Raw genomic sequence first — 15246 nt, 5'->3', positions numbered from 1 at the left:
GCAGGGCTAGCACGCGGGGCGTTTGCGATATCTTATTATTAACCGTACGGTCGGTCAATAAATTTCAGAACGAGCAGCGCGGCTAGTTCAAACCTGCGCGGGCAGGTGGGCGAACCCCCGAAACCGGATACGCCCCCCACGCTGAGCACTTTCCGTGATCTGGTAATCAGGGAACCGGTTCAAAAACCGGCTAACGGCAACCCGTCCTTCCATCCGGGCCAAGGTCAGACCAACGCAAGTATGCGGTCCGCCCGCAAACGCGTGGTGCTTGTTGGGACGGCGATCCAACATCATGTCATCGGGGCAATCAAACTGTCGCGGATCGCGGTTGGCCGCGCCGATGCAAAGATGCAGATCGGTTCCTGTTGGAATGACATGTCCGTGAAATTCCACCTCTTCAGTGGTCAGGCGATTGCCGAACTGGTTCGGGCTTTCCAGACGCAGAAACTCGTCAACTGCGGTGGAAATCAGGTCTGGATTAACCAACAGCTCGGTCCGCTTATCCCTGTGGCGGTCCAACAGATCCAAAGCGTTGCCTATCAGGTTTGTCGTGGTCTCATGCCCGGCATTCAGAATGAAGATGCAGTTCTGGTACAGTTCAACCTCGGTCAGGCCACCCTCGGTGTCATCCTGTATCAACCTGGTCAAAACATCGGTCTCCGGGTTGCCCGGGTTGGCCCTGCGGTCGTCGATGATATCGCGCAAAAAGGCTTTGAACTCGCGGACTGCGCGGTTGCCCCAATCTTCCTGCTCGGGCGTCAGCTGCGGTTCCAACGCCCCGAGAATGGCCAAGGACCACTCACGCAACGGCTCACGCTCGGACCGAGGGATGCCCAGCAGGTTGCCGATGATCTCGATCGGGATCGCCCCGGCAAAATCCTCGATCAACTCAACTGTGCCCTTGGCCTGCATTTGATCCAACAGCCCGTCGACAAGTTCGATCAGACCCGGCTCCATCTGCGCCAAAGCGCGCGGATTCATCGCACCGACCATCACCTTGCGGACACGCGAGTGCAAGGGCGGATCATTGAACACAAGACTGGTGGTGTGATGTTCAAACAATGGGCTATCCACCCCGTATTTGGGGCCAAACACGGCCTTCTTGTCCGAAATGAACCGCGTTGTATCCCGATAGATGATGTCCAGATCCTGATGTCGTGACAGGATCACCGACCCATCGGGTTGCAGGCAGACGGGCGTATCTTCACGCAGCGCCCTATAGGTAGGATAGGGATCATCGTGGAACCCGTCAGGCAGCTTGGTCAGCGCAAACATCAGTGGCCCATCGCCCCCATCTGTTCCGGCAGAACCAGCACAAGCCAGGGCACCAGAACGATCAGGGCCAGCCGAAAGATATCTGCGATCCAAAACGGCGTGACGCCTCTGAAGATCGTCCCAGTCGACACATCCCCGACCACACCCTTCAGAATGAACACGTTCAGTCCCACGGGCGGGGTGATCAGGCTGATTTCGGTGACGACGACCACAACAATGCCGAACCAGATCGGGTCATATCCCAGCGATGTGACCAGAGGAAAAAAGATCGGCACGGTCAGCAGTAGCATCGACAGGGATTCAAAAACACACCCCAAAATGATGTAGATGCCAAGGATCATCAGGATCACCACAAAGGGTGCAACGTCATACGCTGTGACCATGGCGATCAGCGCTTCGGGCAAACCGGCGAGGTTGATGAAGTTCGAAAATATCTGCGCCCCGATCAGGACCGAGAACAGGGCCGCAGCGGTCGCGGTGGTTTCCTTCAAAACCTCGAATGTTGAACCCAGGCTAAGCCCGCCGCGCGACAAGGCAATCAAAAAGGCGCCCATGGCCCCCATCCCCGCCGCCTCGGTCGGGCTGAAGGTCAGGTTCAGCGGTTGAAAATCGAAGGCACCATAAAGCCCGCCAATGACCAGAAAGAACAGCAGCAACACGGCCCAGACCGAGCGCAAGGCCCTCAGGCGCTCGACCCAACCGTGGCGTTCGCCTGCCGGTCCCGCCTCTGGTTTGCGCCAGACGGTCCAGCGCACCGCGAAAAGATAAAACAGAATGCCAAGCACACCGGGGATAATGCCCGCAACAAACAGTTTGCCAATCGAGGTTTCCGTCAGCAGGCCATATATGACCAGGATCACCGAGGGCGGGATCAGGATGCCAAGCGTGCCACCCGCTGCAATCGACGCAGTCGAAAGCTCATCCGCATAGCCATACCGGCGCATTTCCGGCATCGCGACCTTGGACATGGTGGCCGCTGTCGCCAGAGACGACCCGCAAATTGCCGAGAACCCGCCGCAGGCCGCGACAGTCGCCATGGCGATGCCGCCCCGGAAATGGCCGAGAAATGCATTGGATACCGCATAAAGCTCGCGCGCGAGCCCGCCTTTGTTCACGAACAGGCCCATCAGGATGAACAGAGGCACCACCGACAATCCGTAATCCTGTGCCGTATCGGTGATCTGGCGACCCACCATCGACATCGCCGCCTTCAAGCCGCGCTCCGAAAAGATGCTGCCGCCACGTTCGTAGGCGAACCCAAGCGTACCAACCAGACCCATCGCGAAGACGATAGGCAGACGCACCAGTACAAGCACCAGAACAAGGGCAAAACCGATAAGTGCGGCGGTCATTGAGAGGTCTCCGACAAGGATTGGGGGGAGAAGATAGTAATTAGGCCCGTGACAATCATCGCCATGGCCGTGATCGCAGTGAACCCGGCGATGAACCAGCCGACATAGAATACCGGGATCGACAGGTATTCAGTCACATCGCCATAGTCCCGTGCGCGCTCGGCAAGAATCCAGACGCGTTTGATCGGCCAGATGAGCATCACGCCCGACACAATATATACAACAGCGTCACGCGCTCGGCTCAGCCGCAAGCGGGAAAATACTCCGTCCGTAAGGTCGACGGCGATCTGACCCTTTCCGGCTGAGATCATCGGCAGAACCGAAAACACCATGATCGCCATGAGAATACGTGTCAGCTCAGTCGCCGCCTCAATCGGGGCGTTGAAGACAGACCGCAGGATGACGTCAAAAAAGGTCATCACCATCAGGATGAACAGCGCGATACAGGCCAGCAGCGTCGGAGCGATGCTGACGCGACGCGCAAAAGTCACGAGAGATTGCATGATTGGGTCCCGGCTGGTGAAAATGGCTGGCGGAGAGATCCCGCCAACCGGACTGCGTTACTGGGCAGCCATTTCATTTACGATCATGTCATAGGCCGCCTGCGCGTCAACGCCGGTGCCGTTGACCTCGTCAATCACACTGGCGCGGACATCAACGGCAATCGCGTTGAACTGTTCCAGATCTTCCGCCGAGGCCGCGTTGATTGCGTTGCCCTCAGTGGCTTCGGTCGCCTCACGGCCAATCCCGTCGATCTCATCCCAGATTTTGCCAATCTCGCGGCTTAACGGTTCACCGAATACGTTCTCTTCTAGCGCCTGCTGCAGTTCAGGGGGCAGGTCAGCGAATGTGTCTTCGTTCATGATGAAGGCAAAGGATCCGCGATACAGGCCGCCCGGAACCTCATACACATTCTGCGCCACTTCGGTCAGCTTAAAACCCTTGCGGGATTCAAACGGCATGACAACGCCATCGGCTGCTTTCGAAGCAAGGGTCTCATAGACTTTCGGTGCAGGCACCTGGATGCCGGTCGCGCCAAGCGCTGTGCCGACGTCACCGCCGACCCCACCCGGGATACGGACCTTGAGGCCCGACACTTCATCCAGCGTGGTCACCGCGCTGCTGGAATGCAGCTGCGCCGGACCATGCGTATGCAGGGCGATCACTTTCACGCCGCGATGCTCGTCCGCGGCCTTGAGATGTGCGTCATAGGTGCGCCAATAGGCGACCGATGCGGCCTCTGCCGAGCCTTCATATCCGGGCAGTTCTATCATCTTTGTGGTGACAAAGCGCCCCGGCTGGTAGCCGTGGAAAATGATCGAGGCATCCGCCGCGCCATCCATGATCAGGTCCATCTGTGCTGGTGGTGGCGCGATCCCCAACTTCAGTTCGGCGGTGACCTGACCGTCTGTGGCCTCTTCAACCATTTCCACGAATTTTGGCCACATCTTCGCGTTGATACCGTGGGTCGGCGGCGCCCAGCTGGATATGGTCAGCGTATAATCCGCGGCCAGCGCCACGGTGCCCGAAACGGCCAAGGCGGCTGAGGCCAATAGCGTGCTCAAACTGTTGAATTTCATGGTTTTGTCTCCTCCCTCTGAAACATACATTGAATCTGCGTTAATAGTCCGTTTTGTAACCATCAATAGTCATGGTGATGTGGTCTGCCCCGCAATCCTCCAAGACCCGGGGCTTTCAGAGGCGACGGTCTCCATTATTCCCCGCGACAGCTGCGCCCCAATTTCATCCCGATAGTTCATCGGCCCCCCGCGCCAGCGCGGGAATCCGTAGCCATGGATCTGGACCATATCCACGGCCATCGCGTTTTCGGCGATACCCTCTTCGATGATCAATGCGCCCTCATTCGCAAGTACCGCCATCAAACGGGACGAAATCTCGGTGCTCGTAAACGCGCGCCGGGTGATGCCATGTTCAGCCGAGTTGGCTTCGATCAAAGCCTCGACCTGTGTATCACGGATCGGCGTACGGTCGCCGTCATCATAACGATACCAGCCTTTTCTGGACCGCTGCCCGAAACGCTCCATCTCGCAAAGCTGGTCGGCCACAGAAACATAGCGCTCATCCGGTGGGCGTGTTGCAGCATTGCGCTTGCGATTGGCCCATGAAATCTGAAGACCGGTCAGATCCTGCAATTCGTACGGACCCATGGGCATACCAAAGTCGCGCATGGCCTGATCCACTTGATAAGGCAGCGCACCATCTGCCAGAAGATAATCAGCCTCGCGCCGATAGGCGGCCAGCATGCGATTGCCGATAAAGCCATCGCAAATGCCCGATAGGACCGCCACTTTGCCCAGCTTTTTGCCAAACGCAAATCCGGTGGCGATGACCTCTGGGTCCGAATGCCCGGAATGTACGATTTCAAGCAGTTTCATGACATGGGCTGGGCTGAAGAAATGTAGACCTATACAGCGGGCCGGACTGTCGATACCGGCGAAAATCTGGTTTGGATCCAGATAAGATGTGTTGGTGGCAAGAATTGCGTTTGTGTCCATATGCCGGGCGAGTTCCGCGAAAACCTGCTGTTTGACAGATATGTCCTCGAACACCGCCTCAATGGCCAGTTGCGCATCCCGTGCGTCGGCATAGCTGTCAACGGCGCGAAAGGCGCTCAGGCGGCTCTGCATCTGCGCCTCAGTCAGCTTTCCCCGTTTGGCAGCGCCTTCGAGCAGACCCTTAACACGCCCCAAGGCCGCCGCAGCGGCTTCGGCGTTCTGCTCAATCAACGTGACAGAAAACCCCCCATTCAGGGCGGCGGTTGCAATCCCGGCCCCCATCAGACCGCCGCCGACCACCGCGATACGGCTGATGTCGCGCGGGGTTACGCCTCTGATCAAAGAAGGTTTGGACACGCTCCGTTCGGCAAAGAAAGCATGGCGAAGGGCCCTGCTTTCGGCACCTTGGCGCAGGGCCAAATGGCGGGCGCGCTCTTTTGACAGGGCTTCGGCAAAGGGTTCGGTTGCCCACCCCAATGCCGTCAGATTTTCCAGCGGAGACTGCTGACCCTTTGACCGTTTCAAAAGTTCCGTGCGCGAAACCTCTATCAGGTCCGGTGCAAAGCTGGTGAGGCTACGCTGACTGACTGGCACTGGTCGCTGCGGCAGGTTGGCCACAAAGGCCTGAACGGCAGCCTCAGGCTGTTCAGTGACAAGATCAAGGCCACCCAGCCCTAGTAACGTTTCTGCAGTCAGGATTTTGCCCCGGCAGGCCATGTCAATCGCTGCCTCCATCCCCACAAGACGGGGAATACGCTGGGTGCCCCCTGCCCCGGGGATAAGACCCACATTGACCTCTGGCAGACCAAATCTGGTGCCCGGCGCGGCAATGCGCCAAGCGCAAGCCATGGCAATCTCGAACCCGCCGCCCAGAACAGTACCGTGCATGCAGGCGATAAAGGGAACTTCACTGTCTTCGATCATCTGTACTACGTCAGGCAGATGTGGCTCAACCGGTGGGGCGTCGAACTCTGACATATCGCCACCGGCAACAAAGGTTTTACCCGCACATCGCAGGACAGCCACGCGCGCGCCTTTGATGGCACCTACCGCGTCGGCCAACCCCTGACGCACCGCAGCGGATGTCGCGTTCACTGGCGGATTGTTGATCGTTACCCAGGCAACGTCACCCTTCCGCTCAACGCTCACCACCGGCGATTTTGCCATAACCCATCCCTTTGATTTGCTCAGATTCGGCTTGCGTTTATATATTGACCAACCGTTCGGTTAATGCAATCATAAAGTTGAAACGATACCGGCCGAGGCAGTGATGAGCGATACGATTCTTGTAGAAAATCACGGGAACTGGGTCGAGATTACGTTGAACCGTCCAGACAAGCTGAATTCGTTCAACGAAGACATGCATCATGCGCTTCAGGCTGCCTTGAATTCCGCGCGCGATACAGGCGCGCGGGCAGTGCTGCTGACGGGCACCGGGCGTGGCTTTTGTGCCGGTCAGGACCTTGGTGACCGCGATCCGTCGAAAATGGACGGGCCACCGGATCTGGGCAAGACCGTCCGCAGTTTCTATGCCCCCCTCGTGCGTCTGATCCGGTCGTTGGACTGCCCTGTCATCTGCGCCGTGAATGGCGTCGCTGCCGGCGCCGGGGCCAATCTGGCACTGGCCTGCGACATGGTTCTGGCAGCGGAAAGCGCGAAATTCATCCAGAGCTTTTCCAAGGTCGGCCTGATCCCAGACACTGGCGGCAGCTGGCACCTGCCCCGCCTTTTGGGCGAGGCGCGCGCCAAAGGGCTGGCCTTTACCGCACAGCCGCTGCCCGCCAAACAGGCCGAAGACTGGGGCCTGATCTGGAAAGCCATACCCGACGATCAGCTATTGGCAGAGGCTCGTACGCTGGCTGATCAACTGGCCAATGGCCCGACCCTTGGGTTGGGCAAGACCAAGCACTGTATCCAAGCAGCGGCGACGACCTCTTTGTCCGATCATCTGGAATTCGAGGCTGATGCGATGAAAATCTGCGGCGAAAGCGCGGATTATGCCGAGGGCGTGTCCAGCTTTCTTGAAAAGCGCGCGCCCAATTTTCAGGGTAAATGACGATGACACCAAAGGAACGTGCCAGCAAATCAGCCGCTGCGATGTGGGCGAGTGACGAAGCCAGCAAATGGTTTGGCATGGAGCTTGTCGAGGTGGACGAAGGCTGCGCAGTTCTGGCGCTGACCGTCGTTGCGCATCACTGTAATGGGCACGGCATGTGCCATGGCGGCGTGACCCATGCCCTGGCCGACAGCGCCTTCGCCTTTGCCTGCAACAGCCGTAATCACGCGACCGTTGGCCAGCACACGATGATGAGCTATCTCGCCCCCGGCAAGCTGGGGGATCGCCTGACGGCCACCGCGACCGAGGTCTCGGTTACGGGCCGCAGCGGCATCTATGACGTGCGCGTCACCAATCAAGACAGCAACGTGGTCGCCGAATTCCGCGGCATGTCCCGCGCGATTGGTGGCACGAATTTTCAAGAATAGCTTCGCGACCGAAGGAGTAACGCGATGGAGGACCTGTCCCCTAACAAAGCTGACCTGGACCCGATCGAGATCGCCTCGGTTGACGAAATCCGCGCCACCCAGTTGGAGCGTCTGAAATGGTCCCTGCGTCACGCTTACGAAAACGTGCCGATATACACCCAGCGCTTCGACGATGCCGGCGTGCATCCAGATGACCTGCAACAGTTATCTGACCTTTCGAAATTTCCATTCACCTACAAGAACGACCTGCGTGACAACTACCCGTTCGGCATGTTCGCCGTGCCGCGCAGCCAACTGGTTCGGCTGCATGCCTCATCCGGGACAACCGGCAAGCCAACCGTTGTGGGCTATACCAAAGGCGATATCGACAACTGGGCCGATCTGGGTGCTCGGTCGCTGCGGGCCGCAGGTCTGCGCAAGGGCGATATCGTGCATAACGCTTATGGCTATGGCCTGTTCACCGGGGGTCTGGGCGCGCATTACGGCATCGAACGTCTAGAGGCGACCGTCGTTCCGATGGGTGGCGGGCAAACCGAAAAGCAGGTTGGACTGATCACAGATTTTCAACCCGATGGGATCATGGTGACCCCATCCTACATGCTCAACATCCTCGAACAATTCCATAAGGTGGGCCTTGATCCGCGCGAAAGCTCTCTGAAGGTTGGTATCTTCGGCGCCGAGCCCTGGACCGACGCGATGCGCTCGGAAATCGAGGCTGCATTCGACATGCATGCGGTCGACATCTATGGCCTGTCGGAGATCATGGGGCCCGGCGTTGCCAGCGAATGCGTCGAAACCAAGGATGGCCCAGTGATCTGGGAAGATCACTTTCTGCCAGAAATCATCGACCCCGCCACCGGCGAAGTACTGCCCGACGGTGAAACTGGTGAGCTGGTCTTTACCACCCTGACCAAAGAAGGGCTGCCGATGATCCGCTATCGCACGCGCGATCTGACCTGCCTGCTGCCCGGAACGGCCCGTTCCATGCGTCGCATGGCCAAGATCACCGGCCGCAGCGACGACATGATGATCCTGCGCGGCGTCAATGTCTTTCCCAGCCAAATCGAGGAACAGGTCATGGCGACCGGAGGCCTTGCGCCTTATTACCAGGTCGAGCTGTATAAATCCGGCCGGATGGATGCCATGCGGGTCTTTGTCGAAGCCTCTCCGGGATCTACCGATGAAATGTCCAAGACGGCGGCCGCCCGGATGCTGACCAAACGCATCAAGGACATCGTTGGAGTTTCAACAGAAATTGTTGTAGGTGAGCCGGGCGACGTCGAACGCTCTCAGGGCAAGGCGAAGCGCGTCATCGACAACCGCGATAAGGATTAAGCCTTGGCCCGGACAATCGCAAAAGACCACGACCAAAAGCGGGAACAAATCCTGAAAACGGCAGCCAAAGTGTTTGCCGACCAGGGGTTTGATCGCGCTTCGATGACCCTTTTGGCCAATGAGTGCGGAATCTCCAAGGCGAACATCTACCACTATTACGACAGCAAGGATGCCATCCTGTATGACATCCTCGAAACCTATCTGCGTGAGCTGCGCGATCGCATCTGCGAGGTTGATCTGACGGGCCTGACGCCCGAAGAAAGGCTGCGAAAGACCGTGCGTGAAATCCTGTTCGCCTATCAGGGCGCGGATGATGAACATCGGGTGCAGATCAGCGGCATGAACGCCCTGAGCGACGATCAGCAAAAGCTGTTGCGCGGGTATCAGTTGGATCTGGTGAATGTCGTGCGGGACATATTGAAAGACCTGTCCCCGGAGTCGTTCGGCGATGACAAGGACAAGCTGCGCGGCGCCACGATGTCAGTTTTTGGCATGCTGAACTGGTATTACATGTGGAACTCCGGCGCGGGCACCAAAGCACGTGAGGATTACGCTGATTTGGTCAGCACCCTAACGCTCCACGGAATACGCAAACTCTAGACCCAGGACGGGCCGCTTCGCAGGACAGTTGCCTGACAGAATAATTTAGGCTCACCCCCCAACTCCGATCCATACCATTGGGTCAGAAATTAGGGGGATAAGCCTGCTTTCAATCTGTTACAGCTGGATGCGGAAGGCCGCAAAACCATCTGCGCCCTCACCGACATCCTCGATCGAAACACCTTTGACGTCACTCATATAGTCACGCGCCTTCGGGCCTGTTTCGAACAGGACCGTGGTGCCGTCCAGCGGCGCAAACGACCAGTTGGCATCTGCTTTGGGGTCAATCGTGCCCTGTTCGACGATATAGCGGACAATCACGTCGCGGTTGGTGTCCGGCGCCTCGAACACAACCGTGTCGCCCATCGCGCCGGGGAAAGATCCGCCACCGGACGCTCGGTAATTGTTGGTGGCAATGATGAACTCCATATCATCCGTGACCGGAGAACCATTGAAGGCAAGGTCCACGATCCGGGCCGCGCCAGGGTTGACCTCTTCACCCTTGGGTCCAAACCGCGATGGTTGGGACAGGTCGATCTGATAGGTGACGCCGTCCATCACGTCAAAATTATAGGACGGAAACTCTGGGTTCAGCAGGACCGCGTCGCTTGCGCCCGGTTCGACCTGATTGAACATCCCGGCAGACCGCTCCAGCCAACCTCGGACCTGCGCTCCGTTCACCCGTACGGCGCGGACGGTGTTGGGATAAAGGTAAAGGTCGGCCACGTTCTTGATTGCCACGTCACCCACCGGGACATCGGTGTAATACTCCGGGCCACCACGACCGCCGGCCTTGAAAGGCGCCGCGGCTGACAATATGGGCAGGCCTTCATGTTCCGTGCCCTTCATCATCTCTTCGACGTACCATTTCTGCGCTATCGACACGATCTGTACAGATGGATCATCCGCAACCAGCGCGAAATAGCTGTGCAGCGGGGCCGACGTCTTGCCGACCGCTCGGCGCACATAGGCTAGTGTTTCGTCGTGATCTTTCGCGACCGAGGCCAGCACGGCTTGATCGTCCTCGACCAGCGCCGTGATCGAGCGATCTTCGTTGCGAACCGAAATCGGGCGCGCCTCAGACGTTGTGGTCACCACACGCCACTCGTTACCATCGCGCTCCAGCAGCAAGTCCAGAAGGCCAAGATGTGATCCCCAGAACCCGCCCATGACGGCGGGTTTGCCCATCAACGTCCCTTTTGCAACGTCAATACCGGGACGGTCGGCAAATGTCTCGGACGGGAAAACAAGGTGGTTGTGACCGGTCGCCAGCGCGTCAATCCCGTCAACGCCAGCCAGCACAACCGAGGCGTTTTCCATACCATCGGAATGGTCGGCATCGCCAATCCCCGAATGCGAAAGCGCGATGATCAAGTCGCAGCCCTGCTCCTTCATCTCAGGCACATAAGCCTGCGCTGTCTCGACAATGTCGCGGGCCTGCACGTTGCCTTCGAGATGCTTGCGGTCCCAGTTCATGACCTGCGGCGGCGTAAACCCAATGACACCGACCTTGATCGGGTGTTTGCTGCCATCGCCCATTTCAATCTCGCGGTCGAGAATCGCATAGGGTTTGACTAGCGTTTTATCCTCACGCGGGTTTGCCCCCTGTTCCTTTGCGACGTTGGCCAGTACAACCGGGAAATCCGCGCCAGCAAGCGCCTTTTCCAAAAAGTCCAAACCGTAGTTGAATTCGTGATTGCCCAATGTGGCGGCGTCATAACCGACTGTGTTGAAGGCGGTGATAATCGGGTGGCTGTCGCCCTCTTTCATCCCGCGCTCATAGGCGATGTAATCGCCCATTGGGTTGCCCTGCAGAAAGTCTCCGTTATCGACCAGCAGAGAATTCGTCGCCTCGGACCGGATGCCGTTGATGATCGAAGCGGTGCGGGACAGGCCTACCGTGTCGCGAGGCTTGTCGGCGTAATAATCATAAGGGAAGACATGCACATGAATGTCCGTCGTCTCCATTATCCGTAAATGCGCCTGATTATTGGCAGCCGCCGCAGAAAAAGGATGAAGTGTAATGGCCGCGGCGCTGGCGGTGGTGGTCGCAAGGAACTGACGGCGGGACATCAAGCTGGGGTTGGAAAATGGCATGTGACACCTTTCATTTTCGTTTGTCGACGCGACTTGTGCAGGCCCTGCGAAACAGTGGTGTGACACTGGCTGGCAGGTCCCGCCACGCGTCGAACTGGGCATGAACCAAGTCAGTTTGCCCACAAGTTTCAGGGCGCGTAAAGCAATCCCGGGGTCTCAATTCGATTTTTGTAAAATTTTGCCAATGCCCAAAGCCGCGTTCAGGCAATCAATCGGGCAACGCTTTCGGCTGTATCCAGCTAAGGATCGGCGATGAAAGGTCCAAGGCTGTCGCTGAACTGTTCTATGAATTCCAGCGTGACCAGCGATGGTTGCTTCAAAACCGGTCGCACCAGCGACAGCGTATGAGGCAGAAATGGCCTGAAAGACCGATAGCTCAACCCCCTGTTCTGATATTGTACTGCGTCCAGTTCGCTAACGACAGACACCCCAACGCCCTTCACCACCAATTCGCAAGCGGCCGTGAATTGCCGAACCTCGATATGCGAGTTCAGTTCGACATTCGAGTTTTGAAATGCACGCGACAGGCGCACGAAAAAGTCGCTGTCGCGCCGGGTGTGGATGATCTTCTGATCGGCAATATCTGCCGGTGTCACGGTCGAAAGGTCTTCCAGCGCATGGCCTGCGGGAAAGACGCAAACTGTGCGGATATCAATATGGGTGCTTTCGACAGCCGGGTGGCCATTAAACCCATCTGTGATTCCGAAATCATATTGCTCGCCGATCATCCACTCCAGGATACGCTCGGGCCTATCCGGCTCTATCGTCATGGTGACACCAGGCCGGTCGCTCAGAAATCCAGCAACAACGTCTGGTAAGTGACTGGTGGCGAAGCCAGGAAGGCAGGCGACGCGAATATGCCCGGCTTTGCGTTGCGTGATGTCCTGACTGACATCCGAGATCTGCCGCATCAATTCCAACACGCGCTCTACGCTGGGTTGCAGATAGCGAACTTCCTGCGTCGGAACCAACCGACCTTCGCGGCGGTCGAACAGTTGAAACCCCAGCGATTTTTCCAAATCTGAAAGCAACCTGCTGACCGCAGGCTGGCTGACACCCAGATCGGATGCGGCAGCCGTGACCGAGCCATTGACGGTCACCGCCATAAGTGCCTCAAGCTGCCTAATTCTCAGGGTTTGGCTCATGGAGCGTCCTGTTTTTGCTGCAAACCTCGGCCAGTTCATAACATCATATTATATTTTTTGCCAGAAAATCAGGCTTGAATTATATTTCTGTAACGTTAACGTCGTGAAATCGTCATGTGTGCCGATTACGCGTAGCGCTCGGTATTCAACGAAGCATCGCCTTTGATGCATGGGAGGAATCATGAAAACGAAATTGCTTGGCGCTCTTGCCGTATCAACAGCCTTGTCCCCGATCGCGGCAATGGCGCAAACCGAAGTTCAGTTCTGGCATGCCTTTACCGGCCGCCTGGGTGAGCTTGTGAAAGCTCAGGTTGAAGAATTCAACGCCAGCCAGGATGAATATGTCGTGGTTGAAAGCCACAAGGGCAACTATTCGGAAACCCTGAATGCAGGCATCGCCGCCTTCCGCGCCGGTGAACAACCGCAGATCCTGATGGTATTCGAGGTTGGCACCGCAACTATGATGTCGGCCCAGGGCGCGATCAAACCGGTCTATGAGGTGATGGCTGAAAGCGGTGCGTCATTTGATCCGGACGCCTATATCGGCTCGGTCAAAGGGTATTATACGACCACGGATGGCGACATGCTGTCCCTGCCCTTCAACTCATCAACACCGGTTCTTTGGGTCAACCGCAATGCGTTCGAAGCGGCGGGCGTTGATCCTGACACCGATCTGTCGACCTGGGAAAAGGTCGGGGAAACGCTGGAGCAGCTCAAGGCCGGTGGTGAAGATTGCCCGTTGGTCACTGCATGGCAAAGCTGGATTCATCTTGAGAACCTGTCAGCCTATCACGACGTCCCCTTCGCCTCGCAGGATAACGGCTTTGCCGGCCTGGATACCGAGCTGATGCTGAACGGTCCGGCCCAGGTTGCACACCTGACCGCGATGGGTGACTGGGCCAAAGACGGCAAGTTCATCTACACGGGCCGCCGCAACGAAGGTGGCGCGAACTTCCGGTCCGGCGAATGCGCCCTGTTCACCGAAAGCTCGGCGGGATACGCCGGGATCAAAGCCGAAGCCGAGTTTGATTTCGACGTGCGTCCGCTGCCCTATTGGGAAGCTGTCACGGCCGAGCCGCAGAACACCATCATCGGTGGTGCCTCACTTTGGGTCATGGAAGGTCACGAGGCCGATGAATACAAAGGCGTCGGCGAGTTCCTCAGCTTCCTGTCCTCGTCTGACGTTCAGGCGGCCTGGCACCAGAACACCGGCTATCTGCCCATCACTACCGAGGCAGGTGAGGCGACCCGAGCGTCTGGTTTCTATGACGAAAACCCGGGCACTGACATCGCCGTCATCCAGATGACCGCGAAAGAGCCGACGGCAAACTCGAAAGGTCTGCGTCTGGGATCGTTCGACCAGATCCGTGGCATCATCGACGAAGAGCTTGAGGCCATCTGGGCTGGTGAAAAGACCGCCCAAGAGGCGATGGACAGTGCGAAGGAACGCGGCGACGCGCTGCTGCGCCGGTTCGAATCCGCCAATCAATAAGTCGTAATCTGATGCGGGCCTCGTTGGGCCCGCATTCTACTTTGGTGGGTCAATAGAATGGAAAAACGCGTCATTTTTCGCGGCTGGCTGCTGCCGCTTGCGCTGATCGCCCCGCAGGTCATCATTTCCGCCGTCTTCTTTTTCTATCCTGCTGGTCAGGCCGTATGGCAATCGTTGTTCATTCCCGACCCGTTCGGGCTGTCGTCTCAGTTCGTCGGACTGGGCAATTTCGAATTCCTGCTGAGCGATAAATACTACCGCGCCTCATTCGTGACGACGGCGGTGTTTTCTACGCTTGTGACCCTGTGCTCGATGATCCCGGCCTTGTTCCTGGCAGTCATCGCAGATCGACTGATCAAGGGCTCGGGCGTGTATCGGACCTTGTTGATCTGGCCCTACGCCGTTGCCCCCGCGGTGGCGGGTGTGCTGTGGCTGTTCATGTTCAACACCCGTGTTGGTGTGGTCGCATGGTATCTGGGCCAGCTCGGCTATGACTGGAACCACGTCCTGAACGATGCCGAGGCCATGGGGCTGGTCGTTGTCGCCTCGGCCTGGGGACGCATCAGCTATAACTTTCTGTTCTTCTTTGCGGCGCTGCAATCCGTGCCCCGCTCGGTCATCGAAGCGGCGGCGATTGATGGGGCCCATTTTTGGCGCCGGTTCTTTACCATCGTACTGCCGCTTTTGTCGCCGACCGCGTTCTTCCTGCTGGTCGTGAACATTGTCTATGCCTTCTTTGAAACTTTCGGCGTGATCCACACGATCACCGGAGGGGGTCCGCAACAAGCCACAACCATCCTGGTCTACAAAGTCTTTTCCGATGGGTTTGTGGGCCAGGATCTGGGGTCGTCTTCGGCCCAATCGGTCATCCTGCTGGTGGTTGTCGGCCTGCTGACAGTGATCCAGTTCAAATACGTTGAGAAGAGGGTGCATTACTGATGGCGGCCCAA

Annotated in this window: 13 protein-coding genes; 6 read left to right on the top strand and 7 right to left on the bottom strand. The window is 57.7% G+C overall.

Features of this window, described 5'->3' with window-relative positions; genetic code table 11:
• Window positions 1-87: 87 nt before the first annotated feature.
• The 5 genes from AC2FJ5_RS00800 to AC2FJ5_RS00780 form a co-directional block, all read right to left on the bottom strand.
• Entirely contained in the window at window positions 88-1275 is a 1188-nt protein-coding gene (locus AC2FJ5_RS00800) for a cytochrome P450 (RefSeq protein ID WP_496792052.1), read from the bottom strand.
• Window positions 1275-2627: a TRAP transporter large permease gene (locus AC2FJ5_RS00795; protein WP_496693796.1), complete on the bottom strand. Its 1353-nt coding sequence runs from the start codon at window positions 2625-2627 to the stop codon at window positions 1275-1277. The genes AC2FJ5_RS00800 and AC2FJ5_RS00795 overlap by 1 nt, the downstream gene beginning before the upstream one ends.
• A complete protein-coding gene (locus AC2FJ5_RS00790) occupies window positions 2624-3130 on the bottom strand; it encodes a TRAP transporter small permease (RefSeq protein ID WP_496691527.1) in 507 nt (168 codons plus the stop codon). The genes AC2FJ5_RS00795 and AC2FJ5_RS00790 overlap by 4 nt, the downstream gene beginning before the upstream one ends.
• 57 nt (window positions 3131-3187) lie before the next feature.
• Complete coding sequence (locus AC2FJ5_RS00785) at window positions 3188-4207, bottom strand: TRAP transporter substrate-binding protein (protein WP_496792050.1); 1020 nt, start codon at window positions 4205-4207, stop codon at window positions 3188-3190.
• Window positions 4208-4276: 69 nt separating this feature from the next.
• Window positions 4277-6310 carry an FAD-dependent oxidoreductase gene (locus tag AC2FJ5_RS00780; protein WP_496698300.1) on the bottom strand — a complete coding sequence of 678 codons (2034 nt, stop codon included), beginning with the start codon at window positions 6308-6310 and terminating at the stop codon, window positions 4277-4279.
• Between the two features lie 103 nt (window positions 6311-6413).
• Between AC2FJ5_RS00780 and paaG the strand changes: the two genes are divergently transcribed.
• Genes paaG through AC2FJ5_RS00760 form a run of 4 tightly spaced genes read left to right on the top strand, consistent with a single transcriptional unit; the run spans window position 6414 to window position 9562 of the window.
• Window positions 6414-7199 carry a 2-(1,2-epoxy-1,2-dihydrophenyl)acetyl-CoA isomerase PaaG gene (gene paaG / locus AC2FJ5_RS00775; protein ID WP_496792048.1) on the top strand — a complete coding sequence of 262 codons (786 nt, stop codon included), beginning with the start codon at window positions 6414-6416 and terminating at the stop codon, window positions 7197-7199.
• 2 nt (window positions 7200-7201) lie between these two features.
• Window positions 7202-7627 (top strand): hydroxyphenylacetyl-CoA thioesterase PaaI, encoded by a 426-nt coding sequence (gene paaI, locus AC2FJ5_RS00770; protein WP_142639944.1) that lies wholly within the window; start codon window positions 7202-7204, stop codon window positions 7625-7627.
• Window positions 7628-7651: 24 nt separating this feature from the next.
• Window positions 7652-8962: a phenylacetate--CoA ligase PaaK gene (gene paaK, locus AC2FJ5_RS00765; RefSeq protein WP_142639891.1), complete on the top strand. Its 1311-nt coding sequence runs from the start codon at window positions 7652-7654 to the stop codon at window positions 8960-8962.
• 3 nt (window positions 8963-8965) lie between these two features.
• A complete protein-coding gene (locus AC2FJ5_RS00760) occupies window positions 8966-9562 on the top strand; it encodes a TetR/AcrR family transcriptional regulator (protein WP_496691524.1) in 597 nt (198 codons plus the stop codon).
• 117 nt (window positions 9563-9679) lie between these two features.
• Here the strand turns inward: AC2FJ5_RS00760 and AC2FJ5_RS00755 are convergent, their stop codons facing one another.
• Both AC2FJ5_RS00755 and AC2FJ5_RS00750 read right to left on the bottom strand, forming a co-directional pair.
• Window positions 9680-11659 carry a bifunctional 2',3'-cyclic-nucleotide 2'-phosphodiesterase/3'-nucleotidase gene (locus AC2FJ5_RS00755; protein ID WP_496792046.1) on the bottom strand — a complete coding sequence of 660 codons (1980 nt, stop codon included), beginning with the start codon at window positions 11657-11659 and terminating at the stop codon, window positions 9680-9682.
• Window positions 11660-11898: 239 nt separating this feature from the next.
• Window positions 11899-12804, bottom strand: a complete 906-nt coding sequence (locus AC2FJ5_RS00750; protein ID WP_496702643.1) for a LysR substrate-binding domain-containing protein — start codon at window positions 12802-12804, stop codon at window positions 11899-11901.
• Between the two features lie 181 nt (window positions 12805-12985).
• Here AC2FJ5_RS00750 and ugpB point away from each other — a divergent pair, with 181 nt between their 5' ends.
• Entirely contained in the window at window positions 12986-14296 is a 1311-nt protein-coding gene (gene ugpB, locus AC2FJ5_RS00745) for a sn-glycerol-3-phosphate ABC transporter substrate-binding protein UgpB (RefSeq protein ID WP_271949090.1), read from the top strand.
• A gap of 57 nt (window positions 14297-14353) precedes the next feature.
• Window positions 14354-15235: a sn-glycerol-3-phosphate ABC transporter permease UgpA gene (ugpA, locus tag AC2FJ5_RS00740; RefSeq protein ID WP_142639899.1), complete on the top strand. Its 882-nt coding sequence runs from the start codon at window positions 14354-14356 to the stop codon at window positions 15233-15235.
• Window positions 15236-15246: the final 11 nt, after the last annotated feature.

Source organism: Ruegeria sp. CDSA221 (assembly GCF_059611825.1).
Note: the sequence above shows the minus strand (reverse complement) of the source record. Positions and strands in the feature narration are given on the sequence as shown.

What these genes read in the sequence shown, in the direction of transcription:
- AC2FJ5_RS00780 (WP_496698300.1), bottom strand. Translation starts at nt 6,310, where the DNA reads ATGGCAAAATCGCCGGTGGTGAGCGTTGAGCGGAAGGGTGACGTTGCC.
- AC2FJ5_RS00750 (WP_496702643.1), bottom strand. Translation starts at nt 12,804, where the DNA reads ATGAGCCAAACCCTGAGAATTAGGCAGCTTGAGGCACTTATGGCGGTG.
- ugpB (WP_271949090.1), top strand. Translation starts at nt 12,986, where the DNA reads ATGAAAACGAAATTGCTTGGCGCTCTTGCCGTATCAACAGCCTTGTCC.
- paaK (WP_142639891.1), top strand. Translation starts at nt 7,652, where the DNA reads ATGGAGGACCTGTCCCCTAACAAAGCTGACCTGGACCCGATCGAGATC.
- AC2FJ5_RS00800 (WP_496792052.1), bottom strand. Translation starts at nt 1,275, where the DNA reads ATGTTTGCGCTGACCAAGCTGCCTGACGGGTTCCACGATGATCCCTAT.
- paaG (WP_496792048.1), top strand. Translation starts at nt 6,414, where the DNA reads ATGAGCGATACGATTCTTGTAGAAAATCACGGGAACTGGGTCGAGATT.
- AC2FJ5_RS00795 (WP_496693796.1), bottom strand. Translation starts at nt 2,627, where the DNA reads ATGACCGCCGCACTTATCGGTTTTGCCCTTGTTCTGGTGCTTGTACTG.
- AC2FJ5_RS00785 (WP_496792050.1), bottom strand. Translation starts at nt 4,207, where the DNA reads ATGAAATTCAACAGTTTGAGCACGCTATTGGCCTCAGCCGCCTTGGCC.
- AC2FJ5_RS00755 (WP_496792046.1), bottom strand. Translation starts at nt 11,659, where the DNA reads ATGCCATTTTCCAACCCCAGCTTGATGTCCCGCCGTCAGTTCCTTGCG.
- paaI (WP_142639944.1), top strand. Translation starts at nt 7,202, where the DNA reads ATGACACCAAAGGAACGTGCCAGCAAATCAGCCGCTGCGATGTGGGCG.
- AC2FJ5_RS00790 (WP_496691527.1), bottom strand. Translation starts at nt 3,130, where the DNA reads ATGCAATCTCTCGTGACTTTTGCGCGTCGCGTCAGCATCGCTCCGACG.
- ugpA (WP_142639899.1), top strand. Translation starts at nt 14,354, where the DNA reads ATGGAAAAACGCGTCATTTTTCGCGGCTGGCTGCTGCCGCTTGCGCTG.